The organism is Rhizobium sp. LARHSG275 (assembly GCF_052871115.1).
The window spans coordinates 29,834-46,248 of record NZ_JBIXJN010000010.1; the positions used below are offsets into that span (position 1 = coordinate 29,834).

The following is a 16,415-nucleotide window of genomic DNA, read 5'->3' on the forward strand; positions in this document are numbered from 1 at the left end:
GATGTCAAAACTGAGAAACAGCTGAAAACCTCAGCTGTGTGATTGACATGGGAGCCTTCTAGAGAGGGCACGAGAAGGGAGCGCCCGTGACGCGCTGCCGAGGTCTCGGAGACGCGCCCCCATGAAAATCATTCAGATCACCGACACCCATTTCAGTCCCGGCAAGCCGCATTTCAACGGCAACTGGGCACCGCTTCTGACCTGGATCGAAGAGACCGGTGCAGACCTGATCGTCCATACCGGCGATCTCACCGTCGACGGCGCCGACAAAGATGCAGACATCACCTTTTCGATGGATCTGATGCGCCAGGTGTCGATCCCGATGCTGATCGTCCCCGGCAATCACGATGTCGGCCACCTCAAGGGATCGGATCAGCCCGTCAATGCCGAGCGGCTGTCCCGCTGGCGCAGCCTTGTCGGCGACGACCGCTGGCTGGAGGATGCGGCCGGCTGGCGCTTCATCGGGTTGAATTCGCTGCTTCTTGGTCACGAGGATGACGAGGAGGAAGCCCAGTTCGAATGGCTAGCTCAGGCGCTTTCCGACAGGGCAGGGCGACGCGTTGCGCTTTTTGCGCACAAGCCGCTATTCGTAGACGCGCCAGATGAAGGCGATACCGGATATTGGAGTGTTCGCCCGTCTGAGCGCCGGCGGCTCTATGATCTGATCGCTGCCCATGACGTGGCGCTGTTTGCAAGCGGCCATCTCCACTGGGCCTGGCAGGGGCGCTTCGACAATACCCAGCTGACATGGGGTCCGTCGGCCGCCTTCATCATCGACAAGATGGAGCGCGAAATGCCGGGCGAGCGCCTGATCGGTGCCGTTGTCCACGAGTTCGATACTGCTGTCGAAAGCACGATCGTCGCCGTTCCCGGCATGACCGCTTATGTGCTCGATGATATCGTGCATGAGGTCTATCCCCAAGCGGTCAAACCGCGGGAGCCCGTCGAATGAGCGCGCTCTCGCTTCGCGGCATCACCAAGGCTTTTGGCGGCAACCAGATCCTTGATGGCGTGAGCCTTGATGTCGGCGCCGGCGAATTCATCGCGCTGGTCGGCCCCTCCGGCTGCGGCAAGAGCACGCTGCTGCGCGTCCTTGCCGGCCTCGACCATGCCGACCAGGGCGAAATCCTGATCGGCGGGCTGGGTATGTCCGGCGTTGCGGCTGCCGACCGCAACATCGCCATGGTCTTTCAGTCCTACGCGCTTTATCCGCACCTGACGGCCTCTGAAAATATCGCCGTGCCGCTGGCGATGCGCCGGCTGTCGAGGATGCAGCGGCTGCCCTTCATCGGGTCGCTGATGCCGGGTCAACGCGCCACCCGCGCGGCGATTGCCCGCGACGTCAAGGATATGGCGGCATCGCTGAAGATCGACCACCTGCTTGACCGCAAGCCCGGTCAGATGTCGGGCGGCCAGCGTCAGCGCGTGGCGCTGGCCCGCGCCATGGTGCGCCAGCCGAGCATCTTCCTGATGGACGAACCGCTCTCCAATCTCGATGCCAACCTGCGCGTTCACGCCCGCGGCGAGATCGTCGACCTGCATCGCCGCGCCGGCGCGCCGACGCTCTATGTCACCCATGACCAGGCGGAAGCGCTGTCCATGGCCGATCGTGTCGCCGTGATGATGGGCGGAAAGTTGCTGCAGATCGCCAGCCCCGAGGTCATCTACGATGATCCCGCCCATATCGAGGTCGCCCGCTTCATCGGCCAGCCGCGCATCAATCTGCTGCCGGCCTTTGCCGAAGGCGGCGTCATTCTCTGCGGCGGCCTGCGCCTGATGCTTGAAAACGCAGCCGACGGGAAGACGCCGGTCACGCTCGCTATTCGCCCGGAATTCGTTTTTCTCTCCAAGAGCCGGCATGACGGCCTTGCCGCCCGGATTGAACGCGTCGAATTCCTGGGCTCCGAGGTCATTCTCCATTGCCGGCTCGACGCGATCGGCGAGACTATCGTCGCCAAGGTTCAGCCCTCCGAAGCCTCGGGCCTCGCGGCCGGCGATCCGGTCGGGCTGCGGCTTTCGCCCGGTCGCACGCTGATCTTTGCCGAGGACGGCAGCCGGCTGGCCGGCAGCGTTGCAACAGGCGATGCCGGGCTGATTGCGGGCGACTCTCAACGGGAGAGGGCGCATGGCTAGTATCGTCTCCATGGCCGTGGGGTACGATGCCGCCGTTGCGCATCGGCGCAGCGAGGCCCGTATCGCCTGGATGCTGGTGATGCCGGCGATGATCCTGCTGTCTCTCTTCGTGCTTTTGCCGGTTGTATCAGTCATCGTGCTCGGCTTTACCGATTTCGAACTCGGCTACGGCAAGTTTCGTTTCGTCGGCTTCGAGAATTACGCGCACTTGATCACCGACCGCACGTTTCGCAAGTCGCTGTGGAATACGACGGTCTATACGGCGATCGTCGCACCAATTTCGATCCTTCTCGGCCTTGGCATCGCCATGCTGATCGAGAGCGAGACGAAGGCGCGCAGCTTCTTCCGCACTGCCTATTTCCTCCCGGTCGCCTCGCTGATCGTCGCCATGGCGACCGTCTGGCAATACATGTTCCACCCCACAATCGGGCCGCTCAACGCACTGCTCGCCCTCGTCGGGATTCCCGGCCCGAACTGGCTCGACAGCTCCGGCACGGTGCTTTACAGCCTGTCGATCATCGGCGTCTGGCAATCGGCCGGCTTCAACATGGTGCTGTTCCTGGCCGGGCTGACGGCGATCCCGCGCGAGCTCTATGCGGCCGCCGAGGTGGACGGCGCCAGATCCTCCCTCGACCGTTTTCTGCTGGTGACCTGGCCGATGCTCGGGCCGACGACGCTCTTCGTCATCACCATCAGCATCACCAATTCAGTCAAGGTCTTCGAGACCGTGAAGACGCTGACCGAGGGCGGTCCGAACAAGGCGTCGGAAGTGCTGCTCTTCACGATCTACCAGGAAGGCTTCGTCTATCTGCGCGTCGGTTATGCCTCGGCGATGACGGTGGTCTTTCTGCTGATCCTGGTGGTGCTGATGTTCCTGCAGTACCGCATTCTCGATCGCCGGGTGCATTACACATGATGACGAGCGCTTTTTCCCTCGGCAGGATCATCCGCCTGACCCTGCTTTCGCTCGGCGCGATCATCTTTCTGTCGCCCTACGTCTTCATGATCTCGACGGCTGGCAAGGCCCAAAGCGACATTTTCACCTCGTCGCTGTCGCTGATCCCGGCGCATCTCACCTATGCGGAGAATTTCGCCAAGGCCTTGAGCCGGGTGCCGATGGCGCGGCTCTTGTGGAACGGCGTCGTCGTCTGCGGGCTGATCTTCTTCTTCCAGGTGCTGGTGGCGATCCCTTGCGCCTACGCCATGGCAAAGCTGCGCTTCGGCGCCGCCCGCGCCATGATGGTGCTGGTCATGCTCGGCCTTCTGGTGCCGATCCATGCGACCGCGCTGCCGCTCTATGTTGCCTTCGACCGCGCCGCGCTGCTCAACAGCTATGCCGCCCTTGTCGCGCCCTTCACCATTTCGGTCTTTGCGATCTTCATGTTCCTGCAGTTCTTCCGCGCCATGCCTGATGATCTGATCCATGCCGCGCGTCTCGACGGCATGTCGGAACTCGGCATCGTCGCCCGCGTCATCGTGCCGAATGCCTGGCCGGCGGTTACCGCCTTCGCCATCTTCTCGGTCGTCGCGCACTGGAACGATCTCTACTGGCCGCTGATCGTCATCAGCAAGCAGGACTATGCCACACCACCGCTGGGCCTGATGTATTTCCGCGCCGCCGAGGCCGGCGACGACTACGGCGCGCTGATGGCGGCGACCCTCATCATTACCCTTCCCCTCGTCATCGCCTTCCTGCTTGCGCAGAAGCGCTTCGTCGAGGGCATCACCATGACCGGTCTCAAAGGCTGACCGGTTTCAACCCAGGAGAACGAGCGATGAAACATATCACCCAGCTTCTCGCCGCAGCGGCCGTCTCGATGGCAATCGCGCTTCCCGCGCACGCCGAGACGACGTTGACGGTTCACTACCCGATGCCGGGCTTCTTCAAGGACGTGATGGACACGATCTCGAAGAAGTTCATGGAAGAAAATCCCGACATCAAGATCCAGTTTGCCAGCCCGTCGGCCACCTATGAAGAAGGCATCCAGACGATCCTTCGCCAGGTCGGCACCAGCGAAATGCCTGATATCACCTTCATCGGCCTCAACCGCCTGCGCATGCTCGATGAGCGCGACGTCGCCGTCGATCTCGGCCCGCTCGTCCAGAAGGATGGCAACATGGCCGAGCAGGGCTTTTCCGACACGATCCTCAAGCTCGCCCAGGTCAAGGGCAAGCAGGTGGGCCTCGCTTTCGCGACCTCCAACCCGATCATGTATTACAACGCCGATCTCGTGAAGGCGGCCGGCGGCGACCCTGAAAATCCGCCGAAGACCTGGGACGAGGTCATCGCGCTCGGCGGCAAGATCAAGGCGCTCGGCAACGGTGTCGACGGCATCGATTTCCGCTGGCAGGGCGACGACTGGATGTTTTCGGCACTGCTCTTCGGCGCCGGCGGCAAGATGCTGAGCGACGACGAAAGCAAGGTCGCCTTCAACGGTCCGGAAGGCCAGAAGGCCGTCGAGGTCCTGCATCGCCTGGTCACCGAAGGCGGCATGCCTGTGTTCACCAAGGCCGCCGGCGAGCAGGCTTTCGCAGCCGGCAAGGTCGGCTTCGAGTTCCAGACGACAGGCGCGCTGCGCAATACGATCAAGAATGTCGGCAACAAGTTCGATCTGCGCACGGCCAAGATCCCGCTGATCGATCCGGCGAACGGACATCTACCGACCGGCGGCAACGCGGTCGTTATTCTGACGCATGACGCCGCCAAGCAGGATGCCGCCTGGAAGTTCGCCAAATTCGCCGCCGGTCCCTATGGCGCTTCCGTCGTCGTGCCCGGCACCGGCTATGTCCCGAACAACGAGCTTGCCGCAAAGTCGGCCGATTATCTCGGCGACTTCTACAAGCAGAACCCGCTATTCCAAGCAGGCCTCAGCCAAATGCCCGTGATGATCCCGTGGTATGCCTTCCCCGGCTCGAATGGCGTCAAAGTCACGCAGACGATCGTCGATAATCTCTCGCGCATCGTCGACCAGTCGGCCGAACCGAAGGAAGCGCTCGACGACGCAGCCGCTGACGTCGAGGACATGCTGCCGCGTAGCTAAGCGCCTCATCGGGCAATAGGTTAGGGCCGCCACGCCATGCGCGCGGCGGCACTGCTGTTTCTGGCAAACTTCTCAGATGGCGCGCACCGTGCCGCCACGACGCAGCGTATAGGCGACGTCGAGATGGCGGGCGGGCGCGGCATTCTCGGCCATGTCGAGAAGTAGCGAAGCGGCCGTCGCGCCCATGCTGGCATCCGGCATTTCGATGGTCGTCAGCGGCGGATCGATCAGCCTGCCGATGGCGATGCCGTCGAAGCCGGCGACCGAAACATCCCCAGGCACCGACAGCCCCTCGCGCTTCAGCGCGCCGATGACGCCGAGTGCTAGCAGATCGTTGGAGGCGATGATCGCCGTCGGTGCAAGCGCGCTCATCGTGACGCCAAGATCGAGCTGGTCATAGCCGCTGACGAAGGGGATCTGCACGGCATCGAGCGGCGCGAGTCCGCTTTCCGCCATGGCGTCGAGATAACCCCGGTGGCGAAGCCGCGCGCGGTCAGAGGCGGCGAAATTGCCGGAGAGAAACAGAATGCGGCGGTGGCCCATGCTGATCAGGAAGGTCGCGATCTCGCGGCCCGCGCCTCGATTGTCGGCGGTGACGGCTGCCGGAAACTGCGCCGTCGGCAGGTTGTTGAGCAGAACGGTCGGCGGGAGCTTCGCAAGCAGCGCCTCGCTGGTCGATGGATCGCAGACGGTGAGGATCAGCCCGGTCGGCCGGTCGTTCAAGAGGGCTGCGACCGCATCTGCCTCGCGCGCCGGATCGTAATTCGACTGGGCGATCAAGACGCCGTGGCCGGCCACCAGCATCCGGTTTTGGATGCTCGACAGCGACGAGGCGAAGACCGGATTGGTGATGCTGGGGATGAGCACGCCGACCACGGGCCTGCGTCCGAGCCGCCCGGTGGACAGGCCGGCCGGGCGATAGCCGAGTTCCGCAGCCGCACGGCGCACCTTGCGCACCATCAGATCGCTGGCCGGGCCGTTGCGGTTGAGAACACGGCTTGCGGTCGCCAGCGAGCATCCCGCCCGGAATGCTACCTGCTCCAACGTCGCCATCGAAAGCGCCCTCCTGGTGACAGCATCAAGGTGCAATCCTTTAGGCGGGTTCGATGACACTGATCTGACATCTAGGCGGAATTATCTACTTCTTGTCCACTCACACACATGGAAGTTGATGGGCAATGCAACCTGTGGAATAGTCGGATTGACGCCGTCTACCCTTTTCATTCTCAACACCTGGACAAGAATGTCTCACAAAAAAATGGAATGCTCCACGGCGCGGTGGTTTCTCGCGACGCTCTCCCTTGTCGCAAACGTCGCGTTGCCAGCCTTTGCAGACACGCCGTCCGTGCCCTGGCCGCAAACGCAAAGCGACATCCAAGCCGAATCCGATGTGCATTTCGGCACGCTCGCCAACGGTATGCGGTTTGCGATCATGCGCAATGCCACGCCGCCCGGACAAGCAGCTATCCGCTTTCGCATTGGCTCCGGTTCGCTCGACGAAAACGACGACCAGCAGGGCCTGGCGCATGTTCTCGAGCACATGGCCTTCAAGGGTTCGACACATGTCGCCGAAGGGGAAATGATCCGTATCTTGCAGCGCAAGGGCTTGGCCTTTGGACCGGACACCAACGCCCATACCTCTTATGACGAGACCGTCTATGCGCTCGATCTGCCTGAGGTCGATGCAGACACGATTTCGACGGGCCTGATGCTGATGCGAGAAACGGCGAGCGAACTGTCCCTCGATGCCAGCGCTTTTGATCGCGAACGCGGCGTCATTCTGTCCGAGGAGCGGCTGCGCGACACGCCGCAGTATCGCGCGTCACTCGGAATCATGAATTCGCTGCTCGCCGGCCAGCGCGCGACCATACGCGCGCCGATCGGTAAAGCCGAGATCATCAGCAATGCGCCCGTGGACCTCGTCCGTGATTATTACCGGGCCAATTACCGACCTGACCGGGCAACGCTGATAGTGGTGGGTGATATCGACCCCGCCGCCATGGAAGTCGAAATCCGGCAGTGCTTCGGCGACTGGAAGGCCGTGGGTCCGGCGCCGACAAAAGCGGATCTTGGCGCGCTTGTGACGAAGGGCGAAAGCGCCGAGGTCATCGTCGTCCCCGGTGGCATGACCAGCATACAGATCGCCTGGACGCGTCCCTATGACGCCGCGCCTGACACCTTCGCCAAGCGCCGCGCTGGGCTTATTGAGGATCTCGGTTTTCTGGTGCTCAAACGTCGGGTGAGCGCCGTGGCCAGCAAGGCGGATGCCCCTTTCATCAGTGCGGACGTCGGTTCCCAGGATCTCCTCGATTCCGCCCATATCGTCCTGATCGCGGCGAATTCGGAGCCGGACAAATGGCAGGCGGCGCTCACGGCCATTGACCAGGAACAGCGCCGGATCCAGGAGTTCGGCGTTGCGCAGGCGGAGATCGATCGCGAAATCCGCGAATATCGCTCGGCCCTGCAGGCTGCTGCGGCCGGAGCCGCGACGCGGATGACCACCGACATTGCTTCCATGCTGGCTCGCAGCGTCGATGACGATCAAGTCTTCACCTCGCCCGCCGAAGACCTCTCGCTGTTCGAGACCATGACGAACGGCGTCACGGCGGACGAGGTCAATCGGGCCTTGCAGCGTGCTTTCTCCGGCAACGGTCCGCAGGTCGTGCTACAGGCGGACCAATCACCTGAGGGCGGAGCCGACACGGTTCGGCAAGTCTATGACGCTTCAAATGCCATTGCCGTCTCGGCACCATCCGGTGCAACTGACGTTGCCTGGCCCTACACCCATTTCGGCGAACCGGGCGCTGTGGTCGAACGCCGTGCGGTTGAAGATCTCGGCTTGACCATGGTGCGCTTTTCCAACGGCGTACGGCTTACCGTCAAGCCAACCAGGCTGCGTGCCAACGAAGTGCTGGTGCGCGAAGATATCGGCCGCGGTCGCCTGGACCTGCCGCACGACCGTTCCGCCGCGATCTGGGCATCTCCGGCCGTCGTGCTGTCTGGCGTAAAGGCCATGGATTACCAGGATATACAGAAAGCGCTGACGGCCAACATTGTCGGCGTCGACTTCTCAGTCGGCGACAGTTCCTTCCGGTTCGACGGTCGTACACGGACTGAAGATCTTGCGACGCAGCTGCAGCTGATGAGCGCATACACCTCCGATCCCGCCTATCGCCCCGAGGCGTTCAAGCGTGTACAGCAGGCCTATTTGAGCGGCCTCGATCAGTATGACGCGTCGCCTGGCGGCGTTTTCAGCCGCGATTTCGCAGGTCTCGTGCATTCCGGTGACCCGCGCTGGACCTTCCCCGACCGCGCGCAGTTGTCCGCCGCCAAGCCAGATGAATTCGAGGCGCTGTTCCGGCCTATGGTTTCCAATGGTCCCATCGACATTACCATCGTTGGCGACGTGACGGTGGACGACGCAATCCGGCTGACGGCTGAAACCTTTGGCGCTTTGCCGCCGCGCCCGGAGACGGGGTCGAGCAACGATCGGGACGACGTGCATTTTCCGGCAACGACCGAGAAACCCGTTTTACAGACCCATAGCGGCAGGGCAGATAATGCCGCCGCCGCCGTAGGGGCTTCCATCGGCGATTTGCTCTCCGATCTGCCGCGATCCTTCACCGCCAATATTGCCACCCAGATTTTCCAAAACAGATTGATCGACCAGTTTCGCATTGCGGAAGGAGCAAGCTATGCCCTGCAGGGCGATGTTGAACTTTCAAGGGAAGTTCCCGGCTACGGCTACGCATATTTCTACGTCGAGACCGACCCGGCAAAGGTTGCGCGCTTCTATGCACTTGTCGACGAGACCGCCAATGATCTGCGGTCGCATGATGTCTCCGAAGACGAGCTCGCGCGCGCCCGGGAACCCATCATCGAGACATTGAAGCATCAGCAGCAGAGCAACGAATATTGGATCGCATATCTGCACCACGCCCAGACGGACTCGCGTCGTTTGGACCGGATACGCGATAGTCTCAGCGGCTACGGCAAGGTCACCGCCGGGGATATCCGCGCGTTTGCCGCGGCCTTTTTCAGCCCGGAAAAATTCTGGAAATTCGAAGTGCTGCCGGTGGCTGTACGTTAGGCGGTGAGCACCGCTCAGGACCGGCGTTTGACCACACGCATGTTCATCTCCGAGCGAAGCGCGAAGCCGTGTGTCTTGTAAAGCGAAATGGCGGATGTGTTCGCCGCATAGGCATGCAGATAGGCCGTGTCGCCGCTGGATGCGATTTCGCTGGCGACGAAACGGAAGAGCAGGGTGCCGAGGCCGCACCCCTGGAAATCGGGATGGGTGCAAAGCCCGCTGAGCTCGATGAAGCCAGTCTGCCGCATCCGCTGCCCGGCCATCGCCACCAGGCGGCCCTCGTTTCTGATCCCCCAGAAGCTGCCGAGGCTCTGGGCTCGCAGGGTGAACGGCCCGGGTTTGGTCAGTGTCGCCAAATCAAGCATGTCGGCGGCATCGGCCTCGGTGAGCGGCTGGATGCGGGAATCCGAAAGCCTCTCATGGGGCCGCTCGGCAACCATCTGGACCACCAATGCCTCTGTGACGACGGCTAAGCCCGGTGGAATGGCGATCGGTCCCGCCTCGACGAGGATCATGCTCTCCTCCGGCGCTGGCAGCTCCTCCAGGGAGTTTAGGCTTTCCGGCGCATCGTCGGCGGACGCCGCGAAGGGGACGACGGACGGCGGGTATCGCCGTGCCTTCTCATTGCCTTCTGCGAGATCGGCATGTGCGGTCTCCAGCGCGCTCCAGATCGGCCGGTCGAGAATATGTTTCATCATGTTTCCTCCTTGACAGGGCTGCGGCGCGCAAGCGGTGCCACCGCAAGCCCGTCCTCGATAGCGGCCAGCTGTTCGAGGATCGGTCCGTCGAGATCGCCGCAGAGATCGGCAACGGCGGCGGCGATGCGCGGCCAGATCACCTTCTTTGAATGATCGATGAGGTCCTGTCCCTTGTCGGTCAGCGAGACCAGTCTGCGACGCTGATCATCCGGTGCCGGCTGCATGTCGACGTAACCGAGTTCGAGAAGCTGGCCGATGGTCCGGGTTGCGCCGGGCTGGGTGATGCCCACCGCCTGCGCAAGCTCGCCGATCGTCAGCGGCCCGGCCCGGTCGATCGCCGCAAGGAACGGATACTGGCCCGCCTGGATGCCGAGGCCCGCTTCGTCGATGACCTGCTGCGTATCGGCCTGCAGCCTCTCTCCGATGCGCCGCAGCCGGCTGCCCATGCACAGAAACCCAAGCGTTCGGACCACATCCTCGACCATGCCGATCTCCATTTGTATGGGATGTTATATAACATGTTATGGATTAAATCGCAATTCTTCTGCGGAAAGGGCCGGCAGATGAAGCCGGGGGCAGGGCGGCACGAACCAGTGCCTCGATCAGCCTCGCCATCTCCTCGCCATCAGCAACACCACCAGCACACAGCTGAGCAGGCCAAGAGATAATGGCAGCCCCTGATGTCCGATCAGGTGCATCGCCAGTCCTATTGCCGGCGAGCCGACGATGCCGCCGATACCCCATACCAAGGCGAAGGCCGCATTGCCGGCGATCAAGGCTTGGCCGGTGAACCGCTCGCCGAGCTGGATCAGCGACAGGGTGTAGATCCCGAACGAGACCCCGCCCCAGACGAAAACCAGCGGCCAGATCAGCCACGTGGCGAAGACCGACGGCAGCAGCAGGCAGCAGGCCAGGCAAGCCAAGACGCAGAATAACATCGTCCGCGTCGAGCCGAACCGCTCGGCGACGTGCCCGAGCAAAATCTGCAGCACGGCATTGCCCGCGATGAAGCAGGTGATGAGCGACGCGATGCGCTCTTCGGCGCTGCCGAGCGCTGCGCCATAGACCGCGAACAGGGAAAGCAGGATCTGCTCGAAGGCGGCAGCCGTGAAAACCGCAAACAACAGCAGCGGCGCCAGTGGGAAGAAACCGCCGACCGATGTTGCCGCGCCTTCATCAGGCATGCCGGGCAGACGAGGGGCGACCGCAAGCACGATCAGGCCGCAGAAAAGGAAGGCCGCAATACCGATCATGAAGGGCGGCCAACCCTCGGCGCCGGTAAGGCCGAGCGACAGTGGGCCGATGGCGAATCCACCCGAAACGATCGATGAATAGAGGCCCATGATACGGCCCCGGCGTGGCGCCGGCGTGAGCGAGATCAGCCAGGTCTCGCTGATCACGTAAAGCGGATTGGCGAAGAAGCCGAGCAGGAAGCGCAGCAGCATCCAGGCCCATACGTCCTGCATCCAGGCAATTGCAAACAGGGTGAGAGCGGCCAGGATCGAACACAGGATCGCAAGCCGTCCTCCGCCGACACGCCGCGAAAGCGCCGGAATGAACGACGCTGATATAATGAAACCCAGCGGCGTCATCGCCGCCGACAAGCCGATCAGGCCCGATGTCGTTCCTTGCCGCTCTAGGATGAAACTCAGCAGCGGATAGGTCAGCCCCTGTGCCACGGCGAACACCGTGACGGTCGCGATGATACCCGCCATAGCGGCCCAGGGGATCCGATCCCCGCGTGGTGATGTGATGCTTTCGGCAGTCATGCAGATGTCCTCGTCAGACCGTATGGTTGAAGGTCCGGGTAAGCCTCAAGGTCAATGAGGATGAATTCTGCAAGGAGGCGGGGAGCGTCGTACTTAAGTTTTTCCAAAAAGTTCTCAAAAACGTCCAAAGGGACTAAACAGGTCAGCATCAAATTTTGCCCCGACCGCAAGCCATCACCGCCAAAATTCCGCCGGACATCATCAGGACCATCTGGAATGATCGCTTCACCTTCCTTTCTCGGCTTTCCCGATCTCCTTGCCGATGGGCGTTTGCCCCGTGTGGTGATCTTCGCAGCCGCTCACGGCAGCACCTATCCCGGCAAGGACAGCAGCGGCTACGCCCTGGCCGCTCATGCGATCCGCGCTGCGAGCCAGGACGATGCCCCGCTCGTCGAGCACTGGGATTTCGATCTCGGAGGGCCGCTGTTCGACGGTGGGCCGGTCTCATGCATCGACGCCGGCGACATCCGGACCACCGTGCACGATAATGCTGGCAACCGGGCCCGGATCGAGGCGAAGACGCGCGAGGTGCTGGAATTGCCGGCTATCCCGATCCTGCTCGGCGGCGACTGTTCCGTGACCTTTCCCTTCCTCACTGGCTTTGCGGATCAGGGCCCGGTCTGGGTCCTGCAGATCGACGCCCATATCGACTGGCGCGATGAGGTGCATGGCGAGCGCTACGGCTATTCAAGTCCGATGCGTAGGGCGAGCGAGATGCCGCATGTCGCCGGCATGGTGCAAGTCGGTCTTCGTAGTGTCGGCAGCGCGCGCGCCACCGACGTCGAGGCGGCTCGGCACTATGGCAGCCGCTTCGTGACCGCTCGTGAGGTTCACGCTGAGGGCGTCGAAGCTGCCCTCCAGCATATTCCGGAAGGAGCCCAGGTCGTCGTCACCCTCGATTGCGACAGCATCGATCCCAGCATCATGCCGGGCGTGGCGGCGCGTACTCCTGGCGGTCTCACCTACACTGAGGTGATCGACCTGATCGCGGGCCTCGGCAGGCGGGCCAGGATTGCAGGATTCGACCTTGTCGAGCTCTATCCTCCCGCCGACATAGACGGCCTGTCGGCGCTGACCGCCGCGCGCATTCTCGTCAATGGGGTCGGCGCCATCGTCCGGCAATATTGAAACCCTGCTTCCTTTGAGCAAGCAGTGCATGGTGCTGCATTTCGCCTCTAGGCGATCTTGCCAAGACGTGGTTCCGTCCCAGCCAGAAGCTGCCGAATGTTGGCGCAATGTCGTGCAATCACGTAAATGCCGTCGATACCACGCGGCCTAAGCGGACGAACAGTTCCATCCAAGCTTTAAAGACTCTAGGATGCGCCCTATGCAGGGGTCACGCTTTGCCTTTGGTCCGTTTGTGCTTGATCCGGGGGCTGGAACGCTTCTTCGGAACGATGATCCCGTTGCCGTTGGCCACCGCGGGGTAAAGCTGCTTGCAGCACTCGTCGCGCGGCCCGGCGAAATCCTCGGCAAGGCCGAGTTGATGGATGCGGCCTGGCCGGGCAGGATCGTCGAGGAAGGCAACCTCACGGTCCAGATCGCGCAGCTGCGCAAGCTGCTTGGTCCGGCTACCGATGGCGGTGAATGGATCTCCACGGTGCCGCGCGTCGGCTACCGCTTCATAGGCGCCATCAATCAGCTCGGCGGCTTGAAGCGAAAAGCTTTGCCGCTGCCCGACAAACCATCGATATCAGTGCTGCCCTTCCTCAATATCAGCAACGATCCCGAACAGGAATCCTTCGCCGATGGGCTGACCGAAGACCTGATCACAGACCTCTCCAGGATACCGGGCCTGTTCGTCATCGCCCGTAACTCGGCCTTCGCCTACAAGGGAAAGGCGATGGATGTGCGCGAGATCGCCGAGGAGCTTGGCGTGCGCTACCTGCTGCAGGGCAGCGCAAGACGCGTCGAGGCGCGCGTGCGCATCAATGCTCAGCTGGTCGATGCGGCAAGTGGCGATCATCTATGGGCGGAACGCTTCGATCGCAGCCTGGACGATGTCTTTGCCGTTCAGGACGAGGTGACGGCCAAGATCGTCGAGGCGCTGCTCGGCCGGCTGCGCGCACCGCCGCCGCGCAACCGGCCTAAAAATATCGAGGCTTACGATCTCTGCGTGCGGGCGCGCAGGCTGATGGATGACACGCCGCTTGCGGCGCGGGAAGCGCATCTGATGCTGACGCGCGCGATTTCGCTCGATCCCGACTATGCCGAGGCCTATCGCTGGCTTGCCATGAACCACTGGATGGGAGAGGTGCATTCCGCCGGACCAACGCAACCCACCCGAAGCCTTGCTTTGGAGCTGGCGCGCAAGGCCGTCGCGATCGACCCCAATGACGCCGGCTGTCGCTGGGTCCTGGCTTATCTGCTCGCCTATGAGCGCAGCTTTGCCGAGGCTGATGCGGGATTCGCCAAGGCGATCGAACTCGACCCGAACGAGGCCGACACCTTTGCGGCATTATCCGACATCACGGTCCTGGCCGGGCGGGTCGGGGAGGGCCTTGAGCATATCGCCAAGGCTTTCCGGCTAAACCCGTTTCCGGCAATTTGGTACTATCTGGCGCTCGGCCAGGCGCAATATGCCGCCGGCCAATACCAAGCCGCTGTCGAGACGCTGCGCAGCGACGAGACCTATCGCACGAGCTCACGCCGTTTCCTGGCAGCAAGCCTTGCCCAGCTCGGCCGGCTCGACGAGGCGCGCGCCGAGGTCGAACTGTTCCTCGTCGCCAACCCGCGTTTTTCAATCCGCCACTGGGCTGCGACCGAGCCATTTCGCGACGCTCGGACGCTTGCGCATTTCATCGATGGCTACCGCAAGGCAGGTCTTCCCGAGTAACACCGGCGCGTCTCAAAGACGGCCGGCCGGCCGTCTCCCGCGTCATCGATAAAGACCTGTCCGCGAGGCTCTGCATCGTCGCAGAGCCTCCGCGGATATGATAGGATCGGGATGCGTTGACCACGGGAGGGGAAAATGCGCCGAGTCCTTCTGTCTCTGATCCTTTGCGCGCAGTCCGCATCGATGTCGGCGGCGTCTGGGCCTGTCGTCTTCCACACCGCTTCGTTCGGTAGCAGCCGCTCGGTCAGTCTCGGTCTGGCCGGGGGCGGGCCTGCCCGCGATCCCGCCTTTGATTTCGACGTCGTCATCACACTCTCGGAATTCGACGGTGGCGGGACAGTGATCTATCGGGACGGAGGAAGACACGAGGCGAGCGTGCGCTGCGTTTCGCCCGCCATGGTGCGGATCAATTCCGCCGACTATACGGTTGACGTGTCGGCGCGGTCGGGAACCGACTGGAAGCATGATCTCTGGGCAGCGCTCTGCGCCGCTCCAGTTTCCTGAGCGGCATCTCGGCCTTGATTGACCGAGGGCATCAGGCCTTCCGGGGACGAACCTCCATGAACACGTATGGCGCGCCGGTTCCCGAGGGGACCGCATACACCGCATAAGACGCCTGCGGATCGTCGCCCATTCCCAAGGAGCCAGGTGGCATGCCCGGCACGGCCAGCCCTCGGACTGGCGGCCGCTCGTGCAACAGCCGTTGGACGGCCTCGATCGGCACGTGTCCCTCGAGGTAGTATTTCTCGATGACGGCGGTGTGGCACCCCTGCACCTCGACCGGTACGCCCAACTGCGCCTTCAGCGCTGCAAGGTCGTCGGTGTCGCGGGCGTCGACCGAAAATCCCGCTGCCGCCATTGCCTTCGACCATTCATGGCAGCAGCCGCAGCTGGGATCCTTGTAGACCGTCATCGTCGCCGGCGCGGCGGCATATGCCCATCTGCCAAAGAACGCCAGGGCGGATGCCGCCATTGCAATGAAGCTTCTCCTGTACATCGTCTCCACTCCGTGATGTCCTGCCGCCCGGATCGAGGCCGGGCGGCAGGCGCCCACTATTTTACTTCGGTGACGGTCAGCTTGCCATTCACGCGTTCGGCGACGAACTCGATGTTCGAGCCTTCCTTCAGTCTTTCCAGCAGGGCCGGGTCTTCGACCCGGAAGACCATCGTCATCGCAGGCATGTCGAGGTTCTTCAGATCCTCATGCTTGATGGTGACCTTCTTCGCCTTGGTGTCTACCTTGTTGACGACACCCTTGGTGAATTCCTGGGCGAACGCGCCGAAGGCCGCGCTGGCAGAGAGCAGGGCGGCCAGGCTGATTTTGATCATGGCAGTTTTCATGTTCTTGGCTCCTTTTTTGCGGATTATTTCCCAGCGACGGTGACGTCGCCGTGCATGCCGGCTTCGTAGTGGCCAGGGATCAGGCAGGCGAACTTGAACTCGCCGTCGGTGGTGAACTTCCAGACGATCTCGCCGGATTGACCGGCCGGAAGGCGGATGGAATTGGCGTCGGCATGTTCCATCTCCGGAAACTTCTCCATGACCTTCTTGTGCTCCAGAATCTTGTCTTCCTGATCGAGTACGAATTCGTGGTCGACGGTTCCGGCATTCTTGATTGCGATCTTGACCGTCTGCCCTTTGCGGACGTTGAACACAGCGGGGGTGAACAGCATTTTCCCGTCGTCGGTTTCCTTCATCGTGACGCGGATCGTCTGCGTTGCTTTGGCTTTATCGCCAGGTTCGCCAATGGCCATTTTTTCACCGTGACCGCCAGCGTGATTGCCGGAGGCGAGGGCAGGCGATGCGAGGGCGACCAGCGCCAGTGCCAATACACAATTCTTCATGCGT

The 16,415-nt window shown here is 62.4% G+C and carries 16 protein-coding genes; 9 read left to right on the forward strand and 7 right to left on the reverse strand.

Annotation, left to right across the window (positions count from 1 at the left end):
- Positions 1–121: 121 nt before the first annotated feature.
- From ACIPSK_RS15045 to ACIPSK_RS15065, 5 genes are read left to right on the forward strand one after another with little or no spacing between them, the layout of a single operon-like run.
- Complete coding sequence (locus ACIPSK_RS15045) at positions 122–952, forward strand: metallophosphoesterase family protein (RefSeq protein ID WP_162119265.1); 831 nt, start codon at positions 122–124, stop codon at positions 950–952.
- Positions 949–2,133 carry an ABC transporter ATP-binding protein gene (locus tag ACIPSK_RS15050; RefSeq protein WP_162119266.1) on the forward strand — a complete coding sequence of 395 codons (1,185 nt, stop codon included), beginning with the start codon at positions 949–951 and terminating at the stop codon, positions 2,131–2,133. Before ACIPSK_RS15045 ends, ACIPSK_RS15050 begins: the two co-directional genes overlap by 4 nt.
- Entirely contained in the window at positions 2,126–3,049 is a 924-nt protein-coding gene (locus tag ACIPSK_RS15055) for a carbohydrate ABC transporter permease (RefSeq protein ID WP_162119267.1), read from the forward strand. The genes ACIPSK_RS15050 and ACIPSK_RS15055 overlap by 8 nt, the downstream gene beginning before the upstream one ends.
- A complete protein-coding gene (locus tag ACIPSK_RS15060) occupies positions 3,046–3,882 on the forward strand; it encodes a carbohydrate ABC transporter permease (RefSeq protein WP_162119268.1) in 837 nt (278 codons plus the stop codon). The genes ACIPSK_RS15055 and ACIPSK_RS15060 overlap by 4 nt, the downstream gene beginning before the upstream one ends.
- A gap of 26 nt (positions 3,883–3,908) precedes the next feature.
- Complete coding sequence (locus ACIPSK_RS15065) at positions 3,909–5,174, forward strand: ABC transporter substrate-binding protein (protein WP_018069549.1); 1,266 nt, start codon at positions 3,909–3,911, stop codon at positions 5,172–5,174.
- Between the two features lie 72 nt (positions 5,175–5,246).
- Here ACIPSK_RS15065 and ACIPSK_RS15070 read toward each other — a convergent pair whose 3' ends face one another.
- Complete coding sequence (locus ACIPSK_RS15070) at positions 5,247–6,227, reverse strand: substrate-binding domain-containing protein (RefSeq protein ID WP_162119269.1); 981 nt, start codon at positions 6,225–6,227, stop codon at positions 5,247–5,249.
- Between the two features lie 118 nt (positions 6,228–6,345).
- On the opposite strand from ACIPSK_RS15070, the gene ACIPSK_RS15075 reads away from it, so the two are divergent.
- A complete protein-coding gene (locus ACIPSK_RS15075; RefSeq protein ID WP_168724971.1) occupies positions 6,346–9,264 on the forward strand; it encodes a M16 family metallopeptidase in 2,919 nt (972 codons plus the stop codon).
- Between the two features lie 14 nt (positions 9,265–9,278).
- Here ACIPSK_RS15075 and ACIPSK_RS15080 read toward each other — a convergent pair whose 3' ends face one another.
- From ACIPSK_RS15080 to ACIPSK_RS15090, 3 genes are all read right to left on the reverse strand, one after another.
- The gene (locus ACIPSK_RS15080; protein WP_162119275.1) at positions 9,279–9,959 is read right to left on the reverse strand and encodes a GNAT family N-acetyltransferase; all 681 of its coding nucleotides are present in this window, start codon (positions 9,957–9,959) and stop codon (positions 9,279–9,281) included.
- Positions 9,959–10,447, reverse strand: coding sequence for a MarR family winged helix-turn-helix transcriptional regulator (locus ACIPSK_RS15085; RefSeq protein WP_162119271.1), 489 nt, complete (start codon positions 10,445–10,447; stop codon positions 9,959–9,961). Before ACIPSK_RS15085 ends, ACIPSK_RS15080 begins: the two co-directional genes overlap by 1 nt.
- Positions 10,448–10,564: 117 nt before the next feature.
- Positions 10,565–11,731, reverse strand: a complete 1,167-nt coding sequence (locus ACIPSK_RS15090; RefSeq protein WP_162119272.1) for an MFS transporter — start codon at positions 11,729–11,731, stop codon at positions 10,565–10,567.
- A 216-nt stretch (positions 11,732–11,947) separates the two neighbouring features.
- Here ACIPSK_RS15090 and ACIPSK_RS15095 point away from each other — a divergent pair, with 216 nt between their 5' ends.
- From ACIPSK_RS15095 to ACIPSK_RS15105, 3 genes are all read left to right on the forward strand, one after another.
- Entirely contained in the window at positions 11,948–12,859 is a 912-nt protein-coding gene (locus ACIPSK_RS15095) for an agmatinase (protein WP_162119273.1), read from the forward strand.
- A 199-nt stretch (positions 12,860–13,058) separates the two neighbouring features.
- Positions 13,059–14,567, forward strand: coding sequence for a winged helix-turn-helix domain-containing tetratricopeptide repeat protein (locus ACIPSK_RS15100; RefSeq protein ID WP_222279524.1), 1,509 nt, complete (start codon positions 13,059–13,061; stop codon positions 14,565–14,567).
- A 135-nt stretch (positions 14,568–14,702) separates the two neighbouring features.
- A complete protein-coding gene (locus tag ACIPSK_RS15105; RefSeq protein WP_162119658.1) occupies positions 14,703–15,071 on the forward strand; it encodes a hypothetical protein in 369 nt (122 codons plus the stop codon).
- Positions 15,072–15,102: 31 nt separating this feature from the next.
- On the opposite strand, the gene ACIPSK_RS15110 is transcribed toward ACIPSK_RS15105, so the two are convergent.
- Genes ACIPSK_RS15110 through ACIPSK_RS15120 form a run of 3 tightly spaced genes read right to left on the reverse strand, consistent with a single transcriptional unit; the run spans position 15,103 to position 16,411 of the window.
- Positions 15,103–15,564 carry a DUF411 domain-containing protein gene (locus ACIPSK_RS15110; RefSeq protein ID WP_162119659.1) on the reverse strand — a complete coding sequence of 154 codons (462 nt, stop codon included), beginning with the start codon at positions 15,562–15,564 and terminating at the stop codon, positions 15,103–15,105.
- Between the two features lie 56 nt (positions 15,565–15,620).
- Positions 15,621–15,908 (reverse strand): copper-binding protein, encoded by a 288-nt coding sequence (locus ACIPSK_RS15115; protein ID WP_162119660.1) that lies wholly within the window; start codon positions 15,906–15,908, stop codon positions 15,621–15,623.
- 23 nt (positions 15,909–15,931) lie between these two features.
- The gene (locus tag ACIPSK_RS15120) at positions 15,932–16,411 is read right to left on the reverse strand and encodes a cupredoxin domain-containing protein (RefSeq protein WP_162119661.1); all 480 of its coding nucleotides are present in this window, start codon (positions 16,409–16,411) and stop codon (positions 15,932–15,934) included.
- Between the last annotated feature and the right edge of the window lie 4 nt (positions 16,412–16,415).

Coding starts and splice junctions, on each gene's coding strand:
- ACIPSK_RS15105 (WP_162119658.1), top strand. CDS start 14,703: ATGCGCCGAGTCCTTCTGTCTCTGATCCTTTGCGCGCAGTCCGCATCG.
- ACIPSK_RS15055 (WP_162119267.1), top strand. CDS start 2,126: ATGGCTAGTATCGTCTCCATGGCCGTGGGGTACGATGCCGCCGTTGCG.
- ACIPSK_RS15085 (WP_162119271.1), bottom strand. CDS start 10,447: ATGGTCGAGGATGTGGTCCGAACGCTTGGGTTTCTGTGCATGGGCAGC.
- ACIPSK_RS15095 (WP_162119273.1), top strand. CDS start 11,948: ATGATCGCTTCACCTTCCTTTCTCGGCTTTCCCGATCTCCTTGCCGAT.
- ACIPSK_RS15100 (WP_222279524.1), top strand. CDS start 13,059: ATGCAGGGGTCACGCTTTGCCTTTGGTCCGTTTGTGCTTGATCCGGGG.
- ACIPSK_RS15050 (WP_162119266.1), top strand. CDS start 949: ATGAGCGCGCTCTCGCTTCGCGGCATCACCAAGGCTTTTGGCGGCAAC.
- ACIPSK_RS15080 (WP_162119275.1), bottom strand. CDS start 9,959: ATGAAACATATTCTCGACCGGCCGATCTGGAGCGCGCTGGAGACCGCA.
- ACIPSK_RS15045 (WP_162119265.1), top strand. CDS start 122: ATGAAAATCATTCAGATCACCGACACCCATTTCAGTCCCGGCAAGCCG.
- ACIPSK_RS15065 (WP_018069549.1), top strand. CDS start 3,909: ATGAAACATATCACCCAGCTTCTCGCCGCAGCGGCCGTCTCGATGGCA.
- ACIPSK_RS15075 (WP_168724971.1), top strand. CDS start 6,346: ATGGGCAATGCAACCTGTGGAATAGTCGGATTGACGCCGTCTACCCTT.
- ACIPSK_RS15110 (WP_162119659.1), bottom strand. CDS start 15,564: ATGTACAGGAGAAGCTTCATTGCAATGGCGGCATCCGCCCTGGCGTTC.
- ACIPSK_RS15060 (WP_162119268.1), top strand. CDS start 3,046: ATGATGACGAGCGCTTTTTCCCTCGGCAGGATCATCCGCCTGACCCTG.
- ACIPSK_RS15120 (WP_162119661.1), bottom strand. CDS start 16,411: ATGAAGAATTGTGTATTGGCACTGGCGCTGGTCGCCCTCGCATCGCCT.
- ACIPSK_RS15070 (WP_162119269.1), bottom strand. CDS start 6,227: ATGGCGACGTTGGAGCAGGTAGCATTCCGGGCGGGATGCTCGCTGGCG.
- ACIPSK_RS15115 (WP_162119660.1), bottom strand. CDS start 15,908: ATGAAAACTGCCATGATCAAAATCAGCCTGGCCGCCCTGCTCTCTGCC.
- ACIPSK_RS15090 (WP_162119272.1), bottom strand. CDS start 11,731: ATGACTGCCGAAAGCATCACATCACCACGCGGGGATCGGATCCCCTGG.